Annotated in this window: 11 protein-coding genes and 3 riboswitches; all 11 genes read right to left on the reverse strand. The window is 38.6% G+C overall.

Translation table 11 applies throughout. The annotated features are described in order from the left end of the window. Positions 1-129 precede the first annotated feature (129 nt). Positions 130-2,133: a hypothetical protein gene (locus E8Q33_RS00005; protein WP_136552022.1), complete on the reverse strand. Its 2,004-nt coding sequence runs from the start codon at positions 2,131-2,133 to the stop codon at positions 130-132. 401 nt (positions 2,134-2,534) lie between these two features. Further along, positions 2,535-3,425, reverse strand: coding sequence for an ExeA family protein (locus tag E8Q33_RS00010; RefSeq protein WP_136552024.1), 891 nt, complete (start codon positions 3,423-3,425; stop codon positions 2,535-2,537). Positions 3,426-3,428: 3 nt separating this feature from the next. Beyond that, positions 3,429-4,268, reverse strand: coding sequence for a CpsD/CapB family tyrosine-protein kinase (locus E8Q33_RS00015; protein ID WP_136552026.1), 840 nt, complete (start codon positions 4,266-4,268; stop codon positions 3,429-3,431). A gap of 37 nt (positions 4,269-4,305) precedes the next feature. Beyond that, the gene (locus tag E8Q33_RS00020) at positions 4,306-6,063 is read right to left on the reverse strand and encodes a sugar transporter (protein ID WP_136552028.1); all 1,758 of its coding nucleotides are present in this window, start codon (positions 6,061-6,063) and stop codon (positions 4,306-4,308) included. 15 nt (positions 6,064-6,078) lie between these two features. After that, complete coding sequence (locus E8Q33_RS00025; protein ID WP_136552030.1) at positions 6,079-7,266, reverse strand: autotransporter domain-containing protein; 1,188 nt, start codon at positions 7,264-7,266, stop codon at positions 6,079-6,081. A 36-nt stretch (positions 7,267-7,302) separates the two neighbouring features. Beyond that, positions 7,303-7,854: a polysaccharide biosynthesis/export family protein gene (locus tag E8Q33_RS00030; protein ID WP_136552032.1), complete on the reverse strand. Its 552-nt coding sequence runs from the start codon at positions 7,852-7,854 to the stop codon at positions 7,303-7,305. Between the two features lie 121 nt (positions 7,855-7,975). Continuing rightward, positions 7,976-8,482: a hypothetical protein gene (locus tag E8Q33_RS00035; protein WP_136552034.1), complete on the reverse strand. Its 507-nt coding sequence runs from the start codon at positions 8,480-8,482 to the stop codon at positions 7,976-7,978. A 29-nt stretch (positions 8,483-8,511) separates the two neighbouring features. After that, positions 8,512-8,599: riboswitch (cyclic di-GMP riboswitch) on the reverse strand. Positions 8,600-8,862: 263 nt separating this feature from the next. Then, the gene (locus E8Q33_RS00040) at positions 8,863-9,387 is read right to left on the reverse strand and encodes a hypothetical protein (RefSeq protein WP_136552036.1); all 525 of its coding nucleotides are present in this window, start codon (positions 9,385-9,387) and stop codon (positions 8,863-8,865) included. Between the two features lie 33 nt (positions 9,388-9,420). Beyond that, a riboswitch (cyclic di-GMP riboswitch) is annotated at positions 9,421-9,505 on the reverse strand. A gap of 165 nt (positions 9,506-9,670) precedes the next feature. After that, the gene (locus E8Q33_RS00045) at positions 9,671-10,195 is read right to left on the reverse strand and encodes a hypothetical protein (protein ID WP_136552038.1); all 525 of its coding nucleotides are present in this window, start codon (positions 10,193-10,195) and stop codon (positions 9,671-9,673) included. A gap of 27 nt (positions 10,196-10,222) precedes the next feature. Then, positions 10,223-10,306: riboswitch (cyclic di-GMP riboswitch) on the reverse strand. Positions 10,307-10,497: 191 nt separating this feature from the next. Beyond that, positions 10,498-11,901 (reverse strand): undecaprenyl-phosphate glucose phosphotransferase, encoded by a 1,404-nt coding sequence (locus E8Q33_RS00050; protein WP_136552040.1) that lies wholly within the window; start codon positions 11,899-11,901, stop codon positions 10,498-10,500. A gap of 29 nt (positions 11,902-11,930) precedes the next feature. Further along, positions 11,931-13,065: mannose-1-phosphate guanylyltransferase/mannose-6-phosphate isomerase (locus tag E8Q33_RS00055; RefSeq protein ID WP_136552452.1), on the reverse strand; the 1,135-nt coding region annotated here is incomplete at its 5' end.

A 13,065-nucleotide genomic window follows, 5' to 3' on the forward strand; every position in this document is an offset into this window, starting at 1 on the left:
TCATGCCGTTTGATGGCTTTGATGATTTGTTCTTCGCTGTAACGTTTTTTCATTTTGAGATCTCCAACTCCCATATTTTATTGGAAATCTCATCAATGTCATGGCACTAAATTTGGGGGAAAGGTCATGTTATCTCATCAAACATTTACCATTGGCTGAAGCACGGCATTGAGATGGATCCAATTCAGATAAGTCTTCTCGTGTCGCCTGAATAACATCTTTCATTTTTGTAATGCTAGGACTACTGTTTTCTATAGTTTTTGATTCAGCCGGAATATCAATACTGGACTCTATACTCGTATCATTGGCTGACTGAAAGGTTTCAAAATAAGCAATGTCACCAGTCAGGCTATCTTGTTCACTTGAGGTTACATTAGTAGACGAGCTTTTGCTGGATGATTTTGATGACGAACCACCGCCACCGGATGCTCTACCTGATGGTTTAACACCTGAAGAATTCGAATTAAATTCCCCACCCACCTCACTTATATTACTAATATTTGAACGAGTTTGGCCTGTTGTGGCAAAAGCTGGCTTAACGTCAATATTTTGTGAATCAGAACCACCAACCAGGTTACTTTCACCATTATCTGTCAATTGTTGCTCTTGAGATGGCTGTTCACTTACAGGAGCATTTTCTGATACAGATTCACTCGGATCTATTACATCTTCAGATGGAGTGTCATTGACAACTTCATCAATTGGCTCCGCTTCTACCAATTCTACGTCTTCAACAGGAGTTAAACTTTCATCTTCATTTTCAACAACGTCTACTGGCGTAGTTTCATTATCTTCTTCTACTGGAGTTACTGTTTGATTTTGGTCAATAATTGAAACCTTCGTGTGACTGCCGCAACTATTGTTTGAAACATCGGTATTTGAATTAGCATCAGCCAACATAAAACAACGTGAATTACTGTGGGACTCGTTGATGCTAATTGTATTGTTTCTAGCTACAAATGGATTAGAACCAGAGAGGTTCATACCATACCCCCACTCATGGCTCAACATGATTGTATTGTTTTCGATAACGATGTTTTCACTCTTGATTGTATCTTCAGATTTTTTATTCGGAATCGAAATACCATTTCTAAGAATATTGCCTTCATCAATAATCGAGTTATTCTTAATTTCAACATTTACACATGATGAGCAGGCAATACCAGTATTACCCATGTTTACAAGCTTATTGTTTGTGATCTTCACTCCAATGAATGATTCATCTAGTTGATTGCCTGGATCAACCTGAATTCCCCAACAATAAGGCGTTACCTTACCCACTTCTTCTTTAATTAAATTGTTATCAATAACCAAATCTTTAATAATGCCGTGAACCACTAACGAGCTACCAGCACATTTGCCATTCACCATTGCTGATTTGGTTAAAGTGTTTCCACGTATTGTAATGCCTCTATTTTCAAAACTTTGAGATTTGTTAGGGCTGTCTATATAGATATTATGGTCGAATCGCTCAACACGACCATTATTTTCAAAGATATTATTTTCAATCAAGCAGTCATTGCAACCACCTAACCAACCTTGTTTATGATTGTTGATAATAAGTGAGTCACGTAATATCAAGCGATTGTTTGCCTGATTCCCTGAAGATGCTTTATTTGCACCAGCTGCGTAAAAACCCACGTTGAAACCTTCAATATGAACATTTTCAACAATCATGTCATTTACTTCGTTATAAAGCATGATCCCAGCGCCGGATTTTTCATTACTAATAATCGATAGATTTTTGACTACGTAGCCACCATCGGGCCTTGAATCACCACCATTTTGAAAGTTGAAAGGTGTTTGACCAACAGCTTGAATAATAGGTTTAGGTAAAGTTTCTGAACCATAATCCCCGATTGTGCATACTTTTGCAGCACCACATCGTGAATTAGATAATCTAACTTCTTTATCCGCATAAAAAACACCACCACGGCAGAAAAGAACACTGTCCCCAGCAAACATCTTATTGAATGCTTCGATCGCTTTTGCATGAGTTTTAAATGGTTTAGCTTCAGACTTACCATCATTTGCGTCATCACCCGTGTCACAAACATAGTAGTTTTGAGCTTGAGAAGTTGCGCTGAATAGAATCAGCAAAGAAGCACCTAGCAGTTTAGAAAATAGATTCATGACCATCCCCCCCGTTATATAAATAGATGATGCGGGTCAAATGATATGACTAATAATATAAAAGAATAGTGATTCGATTCACACATTCTTAAACGACCCCGAACGAAATTGTTGTTATGACTACTAGTGAGCAAAATTATGCTTACTTATACGTCCTAGAGGTTACCTTAACATAAAAGGATGTGATTATTTTTAGACGGCTAAAATAAAATGCCCGGTGTTACCACCGGGCCAAAAAACTCTGGGGGGCAGAGGATTTTTAAAAGGTCATATCGTTCATTTGGCTTAATATCACCTCCGCGAAAGATTGGAGATGAATGAATATTAAATTTAACGGTCTTTGATTAACGTGACATTATTCACATTTCGTAATGATTAGCATTTATAAGGAAAAAATCCCGTTATTGAAGCTGAATATTATGTTGCTCCAGTAGCCAACCTCGAACTCTTTTAACGTCAGGGTTTTCTGAAAAGTTTGATTGAACAATCCGCGTAGCCTTTTTATCACGGATCATTTCTAATAGCAGTGGAACATCGATTTCCTGTTTATCTTCAGCGAAAGCGTATACCAATGCAAAGTCACACAGGTTATTGATTCGGCGTGGAATTCCTTCGCTATAACAATAGATTACCGCGCAAGCTTCATTTGTGAATATCTTTTTACTAGACCCTGCAATCTGGAGTCTGTACTCAATATAGTTCTGAGTTTCAGGATAACTGAGAGCTTTTAAATGAAATTCCACTCCAATCCGTTGAGCAAATTGTTTTAGTTCTGGCAGGTTTAATTTATCAATGAGTTCTGGTTGACCAGTTAAAACCAGTTGCAAAAAGATATCTGAATCAATATTCACATTGGATAATAAGCGTAACTCTTCCAGGGCTTGAACAGACAGGTTTTGAGCTTCATCAACAATCAGAACTACTCTTTTTCCTTGAGCATGTTGTTCGACTACAAAGTTAATGTAGTCACGATAACGTCCTGCATTGTCAGTGGCGGTTGAGTCAATTTCAAGGGAATCTAATACCCAAGTCATTAGTTCACCAAATGACTCATGGGTGTTATTAATTAACCCAATTACACAATCATCTTCAATTTTCGATAAAAGTGCTCTTATCAGGGTAGTTTTACCCGCCCCGATCTCCCCCGTTACTACAGTGAATCCAGCATGGCTCATTAAGCCATACTCAAGCATAGTTAATGCTTTTTTGTGATTAGGGCTTAAATAGAGAAAAGTGGGATCTGGAACCAGATTAAAGGGTTTACTTGTCAGTCCAAAGTGTTCTGTATACATGAATTAATAATTTTGATGTTCAGGATGATGGGCTGCTTTATTTACTACAGTACCAAGCAGATGAGAGCCTTCCAATAATTGTAGAGATTTCGTGATATTGGATTCGTTATTTTTGCCATCTTCGAGAACTAATAATGTACTGTCAAAATAACCAGCAGATAACAAAACATCATCAGTTTGTAATAACGGGGGAACATCAAAAATTATCACACGTGAATCATATTGCGATTTAATATCAGTAACCAAACTTGCCATTTTTGGACTAGATAGAAGTTCTGCAGAATCGTCAGCTCTGCCAAGTCCCGGCAAAATAACTAAACGTTTAATGCCTGGGTTCATTAACACTTCTGACAACTCATAGTTACCTGATAGATATTCACGAAGGCCCAGAGAAGGTTTTAAGCCAAAGTTTTTACTTATGCTTGGGTTACGAAGATCCATATCCACCAATAAGACAGTTTGGTTCAATTCCATTGCAATGGCGATAGCCAAATTAGCTGCAACTACTGACTTGCCCTCTCCGGCTGTTGGCGAGGTAATCGCCAAGGTTTGCCAACGATTACTACGCATTTTTTTTAATACTTGCGTGCGTAGCATCCGAAAAACAGCGGACTGAGGATTATTGTAAAACCCTGCAATTATCCGGTTACGTTCAAGTGTACTGTTTGAAACATCAATGACTTTGGTTTGCGAATAAGATATCGACTCTAATACATTTTCTTCCAGAGGGTCTTCCACACGATTTTTTACATTTCGTGTGTCGATATTATTTTTGGGTTTAATAACAGGCTGTTGGGCATGTTTTTCTTTTGCTTTATCTAGTGCTTTCTGAATTCTATCCATTATAAGTTACCAATCTATTTATTGATTTAGGGTGCTGTTACAGCAAGCTAAGCTTGTTCAGCAACTTGAACCAGAATACTTCCAGATCCATTACGAAAAAATGAAACACTGCAATGGCAGCAATACCAATTAAAATTAAAACAATTAGCCAACGATAAATTAAAGCTCGTCTCTTACTTTTCTCTTTTTCAGTTCTAATAAAGGGTATTACAACTAAGGGAGGCTTACCGACAATACGAGAAATATTGCTATAACCACGGACACCACCAAAGAACATTTCTATTAAAAATGCTAAGCCAACTCCAGAGCCAACAGAAGCCATAAACCCCATTGCTAAAAGTTTTGGACGATTTGGTTTTTCAGCTGAACTTGGAACCTGTGGTGGTTCAATTAAAGTAAAACTTTCACCTTTATTTTCAGATTCTAATGTTTGTGCGAGCTCTGCTTGTAACTGCTTGGCACGTAATTGCTGATATTGATTCAACTTGTTTTCATGATCACGCGTTAAGTCCATATAGGCACGTTGTACCTGATTGGTTTGCACTACGCGGTTTTCATAATCAACAAGTTTAGCTCTCAATCTTTGCTCACGATCTCTCAGACGACCAATTTCGCGCTGAATTGAATCAATTTTGGCTTTGACTTCAACATAAACAGGATTAGTGTTACTCGTCTCTACTACTGCACTGCTGACATCTTCAGCAGGAAGATCTCTTAAACGTTGCTGTAACTTGGCAAGATTTGCTTCCTCAGCTTTTACATCAGGATGCTCACTGGCATAACGTTGTTTGAGATTTTGGAGATTAGACTGAACCGCAGTTATTTCGGCCTCAACTGACTGTCTTGGTGACAGTGTTGAACCAACTTGAGCTTCTAGAGAAGCGACTTCACGTTTAACACGCTGTAAATCCGGGTGATTTTCTGAATAACGGCTCTGCATAGACCGCAATTCTGCACGTAAACGTTCCAAGGCAACTTGTTCAGGAGTTGCTTGTGGCCCCGCCACAGCACCTGGCACGTTTTGTTGTGGAATCATTGATAGCTGCAATGACATGGTAGTGATTTGATCACCTAGAACCATGATTTGATTTTCAACTGCTGCAATTTCCTGCTGAGTATTTTGTACCATTGACAAGTTGTACTGAAGCAGATCTGGCAGGCTATCGCTGTATTGATCACGAAATTCGGCAATTTCTCTTTCAGTTTGCTGAACTTCTTTCTGCATCCGGTCACCCTCCAGTTTTAAAAACTGCGTGGTGTCTTCGGCTCTATCTGTTCGAGTTCTAACGTTTTCATTTAAAAATTCTGTAACCAGTTCATTTGCAACTTGCTGCGCAATGCGAGGATCTTTATCTAAAAAAGAAACCCGAAAGGCAATACTGGCGCGTTTAGCTCGACCACTTACCGGGTCAGTGACGTTCGCCTGAACAATATTGACACTAACATTCTCTCTAAACAAAGAGACAATTGGACCAGTTGTTGGAGATTTTTGGCGTTCTTCTGCGTATAAATTGTATTTGTTAACAATCTGCATAACACGAGTCGTTGTCATCAATCTTTGCTTAATGACTTCAATACGCTGATCTGCATAACTGGTGACGGTTGTTCGGATTAAATCTTGCGGAATTTCTTGTGATTCAATCAGAATAAGGCCTTCTGATTTATATGTCGCGGGTAAACTATAGGTAAAAATAGCTACACCGGTCATTAAAACTATTGCTGGAATCAAAATCCAATATTTACGACGCCAGAAGACCTCCAAATAATCCCGAATGCCTTTTACTTCTTCTTCCATTTTTATCTCTTTAATTTAGCGGGAATAACGCAATCCATCCCAATCATACCCAACCGTAATGAACACCATGTTACCATCCGCATCTCCCCTATCAGAACTTTTTTGTTCTCTATATTGATAGCCAAAACGCAGGTTTAGGTCCTCTTGTAATTTCCATGACATACCAGGAGAAAACTGAAAGTATTCTCTATCTGTTGTATTGAATCTATCAACTGTTTGAGACTCTTGATAAGTTGTATTGATATTGAAAGATAATTTTTCAGATACTTTTCTGTCCCACGTTAAACTCACTCTATCTTGCTCATTCACATTACCTTCACCTGATGGCGCTAATGAACGTGATAGTGAAAAAGATAGGCTATTTATTTCACCTGTATATTTGGTGGAGAGATTAAAAAGGGATCCAGAACTTTTATCTGAAAGTTTAGGGCCAAGAACCGGCGTAATTTCGTTTTCTAAAGTTCTGTAACCTAATTGACCTGATATAGACCACTTTTCTGTGAGCAGATAACTACTAGTTATTGCAAGGTTATAGGTATCGTATTCCGATTGCTGAATACCTTCAGACTTATAAGTCGCATATGTTAGTGCCAAACCAGCGGTTAGCCTCTCTGTCCATGTCCGCTGCCAGCCACTGGTAACAGTATGCGTTTTATTGTCGTTAAAACTCGTACCCAATGGATTATCAATATCTGTTTCTGTGTCAGAATACTTTCTTTCACTGTAATTATAACTTGCGTATATCGAATCTTTTTCGGTCAGCTGATAACTGTATGTTGGTGCGAAATTAATACTTTCAACTGTTGCATTGGAAGCAAAATCACCAGTATCTTCTTCTGCAATTGAACGCTGCGCTCTTTCAGCATAACTGGCAGATAAACCATATGAACTACGTTCAGTATTCCAACCGGCTGAAAAGTTTGCAAAAGGATCTTCTCGGTCCAGATCTTTCAAATCTGTATATCTTTCAACGCTTAATCCAGTATTAAAAGTAATTTTCGAGTTAGCCTCAGCTCTTGATAATACAAGAGTTGGTTGAATACGAGTAAAGAAACTCCCTTCTTTATCTTCACGAAGCTGAACGTTATCATCGTAAGTGAATGTAGGAGAAAATTTTGCTCCAATTACGTATTCTGCTGCAGTTAACAATGTGGATTGACTGGCCAAAACCAGAGCAATAGGTAGCAGTACTCTGTTATTCATGTTTGCTCCATTTCAGTGGGCCAATATTCCTCAATATTAAGGAATGATAATTACATCACCACTTTTCAACATGACATTTGAGTCTAATGATTGACCTTTTTTGATACGGGCATAATGAACTGGAATAATTTCTTGTTTATCACCATTACGTCGCAAAATAATAATATTGTTTTCTTCAGCAAAGGTATTTAATCCGCCTGCCAAACTTAAAGCTTGCATAGCGTCTAATGGCTGGCTCATTGAAAACGAACCTGGGCGTAGAACTTTACCAATAATATGAACGGTATTACCGGCTACTGCATTCACGGTAATGTTTACAACTGGATCGGATATATAGTCAGATAATTTTGCTTTTAGCTCGTCTTCCAACTCAATAACTGTTCTACCTTGAGTGTTAAATTGGCCTGCAAGGGGAAATGAAATTGTACTGTCCGGTAAGATAATCACTTCTTTTTGTAATGCTTCCTCGTTCCAAACGGAGATAAACAAGCGATCACCTGGGTTTAGTGTGTAGGGTTCATCAGCATAAACATTTGATGTTATTGAGATTATTGTTAGAAAAAAAGCTGAACTGAGTAACTTTTTCATGAATCCTTCTCCGTGGCTATAATTTACTTTCAGATTCGATGATAACAGCTTAATTTGTCAAAAAAAAGGGAGCCGAAGCTCCCTTTTCCTAAAACTAACAATATTGTTAACTTATCTGGTTTTATGCAGCAGCTACTTGTGCTTTACGGCGTAAGCCGAAGAAGCCTAATAATGCTGGAGCAAATAACCATAATGCAGCTGGAATTGGTGTTTCTACACGCAGGTCATAGTTACTACCTGCTGCAGCTGTACTGATCATAATGTTAATCACATAATCAGTTGCCGCTTGTAATACCCAAAAGTATTCAGTTACACCAAGATTTAATATTGGTGTAATTGTTGGGAAAACCACATTTCCACCGTTAGTTACTGATACAGATGTACCCGCAGCTAATGGATTAAATGTCAATGACAGTAAACCACCTGTTAAAGCATCAGTAGTAACTGTATAAGAATCATTAACTGATTCTCCACCAGATACTGATGAGCTCCAAGCAGCAGTAACAACTGGACCTGAACCAATACCAACAACACCCGCATTTGCAGCGTCACCAACCAAAGTTAATGAAGCAGCACTCGCATTTACAGAGAACAATAATGCAGCAAAGAACAGCATCGCTTTTTTCATAATAATTTCCTTTAAATTGAAAAATTAAGCAATGCAACCCAGCCATCTTCAACATTAAAGTATCGAAGATCTGTAGCTTTCCGACCTTGCCTCACGACAAGTTTGGCTTTTATAACGAGACGACACTGTCTCGCGCTTAGCGTCTTCCAGAAACATCTCTCAGAAGTACAGTTGCAATTTAACAATCAAAAACTGGAAATGTAATTGTACTATGGTACTAATTACCGAAAACTTTGTGATAAGCATCATATAAATTAAGGTTAAATGTCATTTGATGCTTTGTGAATTATCGAACAACATTTTTTTAAATTATGCCATTTTCAAAAAAAAGGGAACCGAGGTTCCCTTTTTTAAAACTAACAATATTGTTAACTCTTAAATTATGCAGCAGCTTTCATTGCTTTACGACGTAAACCAAAAAAGCCTAATAATGCTGGAGCAAATAACCATAATGCTGCTGGTACAGGTACTTCACTAATACCACTGTCCAAACGTAAATCGTAGTTGCTTCCTGCAGCGCCACGACCAATCATTACGCTGATTACATAGTTTGTTGCAGCTTCCAACATCCAAGAATATTCAACAACACCCAGTGAACCAATTCTGATCACATCTAACAATGTAGTTGTAACACCATCAAAAATTGAAACCGAAGTTCTGTTAGGGATTAATGGATTAAAAGTCAGAGACAACGTTCCTGTGGTAGCAACATCAGAAGAAACAGTAAATACATCGTTAATGGTTGTGCCACCGATACCACCGGCACTCCAACCAGAAGTAACAACTGAACCTGAAGCGATTCCAACTGTACCTGCATTGGAATCTGCACCAACTAATGATAATGAAGCTGCATTAACGTTGAACGAGAACAACATGGCTGCAAAAAATAGCATCGTTTTTTTCATGAGAATTTCCTAATGATTATGAAAAAATTTAAACAATGCAACCCGGCCATCTTTAAAAATAACCCAAAGATCCGTGGCTTTCCGCCCTTACCTCACGATAAGTTTGGCAAGTCATTGATTGAAACAACAACTTTTCCAGATTTCTCTGGAAACTGATTATTAGATTGAGATAGTTCATCTAATGGAATTTTAATATAGCGTAAAAATATTTCATTATTCTTACGTTGGAAAGGAAGCGGAAGCTTCCTTTCCTTATCAAACTAACAATTGTTAACTTGCAAATTTATGCTAATGAAAGTTTATTAGCTTTACGGCGAAAGCTTAAAAAACCCAACAATGCTGGTGCAAACAACCACAATGCAGCAGGCAATGGAACTTCACTGATACCTGCAGCGGTTAAACGTAAATCGTAGTTACTACCAGAAAGTGCTTTACCAATGAATACGTTGATTACATATTCAGTTGCTGCTTCTAATAACCATGTGTACTCAAGAATACCTAATGAACCAATTTTGGTAATGCTTAAACCCACAATGTCCATTCCATCAAAAATTGAAACAGCAGTAGTTGGGGCTAATGGATTAAACGTTAAAGATAGAGTGGCAATAGCAGCTATATCACTTGTAACTGTATACGCATCACTAACGAAGGCACCACTAGCTAATGGTGATGTTGACGCTGTTACAACTTCTCCCGAACTAATACCAACTGTACCTTTATTTCCAGCATCACCGACTAAGGTCAAAGATGCTGCACTAGCGTTAAAAGATAGTAACAAGGCTGCAAAAAATAGCATCGTTTTTTTCATGGTAATTTCCTTTATGAAAAAATTTCACAATGCAACCCGGCCATCTTAAAGTTTCCTTAAAGATCCGTGGCTTTCCGACCTTACCTCGCGGCAAGTTTGGCTAGATTATCGGGAACAACATTGGCCCCGAGGAAATGACTCTCAGAAACTTCTCTAGTTCATCATTCCAGCAATTGAATTATCTTGCGTTAGATAACCAAGTTCAGGAAAAGAAATTACGTTGAGTTTTAATCCATGAGAACGAGTCTCAATATCTCATCGAAGTAGACAGCGATGTCATATCGAAAATTTGAGCTCTGGTATTAATATACATTCTTTCCAACAAAACCTCTAGTGATCGTTAATAAAATAATTTTTAGATCGAGAAGTAAAGTCCATGTCTGGATATATTGAAGGTCGTACTTAACCCTGCCTTCCATTTTATCTAGCGTATCTGTCTCGCCACGAAAGCCGTTTATCTGTGCTAATCCAGTGATTCCTGGTTTAACTTTATGCCGAAGCATGTAACCCTGAATTTTTGCCCTATATTCTTCATTATGTGCCACTGCGTGAGGTCTTGGTCCTACAATTGACATTGAACCACCTAGCGAATTAAAAAACTGCGGTAATTCATCAAGCGATGTTTTACGCAAAATACCGCCGAAGTGCGTTATCCGTTGATCGTCCTTTTTAGCTTGAATGACCTTGTCACCATCTTCAGCGACCGTCATGGTGCGAAACTTCCAAACCTTAATTTTTTCGCCATCCATACCGTAACGAGTTTGTTTAAAAAATACGGGGCCTTTCGAAGTTGCCTTTATTCCAATAGCAATGAATAACATTGGAATAGCAATCATACAAAGTATCAAAAAGCTCAATACAATATCTTCTATACGCTTAATCGCACTATCAATACCCGCAAATGGTGTTTCATAAATACTGATAGCTGTAATGCCCTGATAATCTACCCATCTTGAGTTAAGCAAATTAAAAGTGAAAAGATCAGGGACTAAATAAACTGAAGCGGTTGTGTCAGCTAATTTTTCAGTAATTAAACGAATGCGTGCTTCTGCAGCGAGCGATAAAGTAATAAAGACGACATCAATTTTACCGGCTCTACAGTCAGTTATGAGCTCTTCAATACTACCGACAACGATTGCTTTTCCTTCATCCAAACGCCGATTAGGAGCAGGTTTACGATCGTCATAAAACCCACTGAAACGATAGCCAGTCCACTCCATATCATCAAAGGATTTCTCTAATCTATATCCTAACTCAGTTGCGCCTACGATCGCTACGCGACGGGTATTCAGCCCCTTGGAGCGCATTATTCCTAATACCATTCGAACAATGGCATGCCAGGAAATCAATTCAATTGGAGTGGCAATAAACCAAATAATTAGAAAAGGTGCAGCATAAGTCTGTTCATTGATAACAATTAGTTCAATAGCGACCAGTACTGCAATACTGGTTCCCCATGAAAACAATACTGCGGTTATTTCGTCACGTAGATATGTTCCTCGCCATGAACGGTATGCATCCTGTGACTCAGCGAAGAAGTGGAACAAGATTATGGCAAATAACAATGACCAGACATGTTTGGGCTGCCATTCAATGGCAAATAAATCCATTAACGCCAAAAATGTCACTAAAATAATTGCGCTATCTATCAGTCTTGAAATAGCGTTTATTTTAGAATCGTAGTGTCTGATTTTACCTTGGGCCATAGATTGTTCCGCAGAACCTCATTTGTTGATTATTGACGGTTGTAACTATCTTGAAGTCGAACAATGTCATCTTCTTCCAAATAGCTACCAGATTGCACTTCAACAATTTCCAGAGGAACTCGGCCAGGATTTCTTAATCGATGTACGCTACCCAAGGGAATGTAGGTAGACTCATTTTCACCCAATAACATGACTTCTTCATCTCTTGTGACTTCTGCAGTTCCACTCACAACCACCCAATGCTCGGCACGGTGATAATGCATTTGCAAAGATAATGAAGCGCCAGGATTTACGGTAATCCGTTTTACCTGAAAGCGCTCACCAATATCTACCGAATCATAACTTCCCCAAGGGCGATAACATTTGCGATGGGTATGTACTTCTTTTCTATCTTGCTTACTAAGAGCTTCAACAATATTTTTTACATTTTGAGCTTGGTCTTTGTGAGCCACCATGATGGCATCATGCGTTTCAACCACTACAACATCATCCAAACCAAGTACAGTAACCAAGCGATTTTCACTATGAATATAGGAGTTGTTTACTGAGTCAATAATAACGTCACCAATTAACACATTATTGTTTTCATCTTGTGGGAAGGTTTCCCATAGCGATGACCATGAGCCAACATCGCTCCAGCCTGCATCCAATGGAACAACCATTGCTTTGGTCGTTTTTTCCATCACAGCATAATCAATTGAGTCGCTTGGAGACTGTTCGAATGCTTCGGGATCAACGCGTATAAAGTCGAGATCTGTAATGGAGTTTTCAAGAGCTGTTTTACAAGCGCTCACCATATCAGGTGAATACTTTTGCAACTCATTTATATAAGTGGATGCTTTAAAAAGAAACATACCACTGTTCCAAAAAAAGTTTCCAGCAGCCAGATAAGATTCTGCTGTTGCTAAATCGGGCTTTTCAACAAATTGCTTAACTTTGCTTGGAGCGTTTTTCTCTTCAGCCTCAATATAACCATAGCCAGTATGCGCAGTTTGTGGCTGTATTCCAAAAGTCACTAGCTTGTCTTGCTCAGCAAGTTTTTTAGCTTGTTCAATCGCTAAATGAAAAGCTGGGATGTTTTGAATAACATGATCTGCGGCTAGCACCAACAACAATGGATCGCTACCTGTGTCCAATGCTCTTAACGCTGCTAAAGCAATTGCC

This window comes from Methylophaga sp. SB9B (genome assembly GCF_004832235.1).
In the GTDB taxonomy this organism is placed as follows: Bacteria; Pseudomonadota; Gammaproteobacteria; order Nitrosococcales; family Methylophagaceae; genus Methylophaga; species Methylophaga muralis.

Coding starts and splice junctions, on each gene's coding strand:
- E8Q33_RS00010 (WP_136552024.1), bottom strand. CDS start 3,425: ATGTATACAGAACACTTTGGACTGACAAGTAAACCCTTTAATCTGGTT.
- E8Q33_RS00050 (WP_136552040.1), bottom strand. CDS start 11,901: ATGGCCCAAGGTAAAATCAGACACTACGATTCTAAAATAAACGCTATT.
- E8Q33_RS00030 (WP_136552032.1), bottom strand. CDS start 7,854: ATGAAAAAGTTACTCAGTTCAGCTTTTTTTCTAACAATAATCTCAATA.
- E8Q33_RS00025 (WP_136552030.1), bottom strand. CDS start 7,266: ATGAATAACAGAGTACTGCTACCTATTGCTCTGGTTTTGGCCAGTCAA.
- E8Q33_RS00015 (WP_136552026.1), bottom strand. CDS start 4,268: ATGGATAGAATTCAGAAAGCACTAGATAAAGCAAAAGAAAAACATGCC.
- E8Q33_RS00045 (WP_136552038.1), bottom strand. CDS start 10,195: ATGAAAAAAACGATGCTATTTTTTGCAGCCTTGTTACTATCTTTTAAC.
- E8Q33_RS00020 (WP_136552028.1), bottom strand. CDS start 6,063: ATGGAAGAAGAAGTAAAAGGCATTCGGGATTATTTGGAGGTCTTCTGG.
- E8Q33_RS00005 (WP_136552022.1), bottom strand. CDS start 2,133: ATGAATCTATTTTCTAAACTGCTAGGTGCTTCTTTGCTGATTCTATTC.
- E8Q33_RS00035 (WP_136552034.1), bottom strand. CDS start 8,482: ATGAAAAAAGCGATGCTGTTCTTTGCTGCATTATTGTTCTCTGTAAAT.
- E8Q33_RS00040 (WP_136552036.1), bottom strand. CDS start 9,387: ATGAAAAAAACGATGCTATTTTTTGCAGCCATGTTGTTCTCGTTCAAC.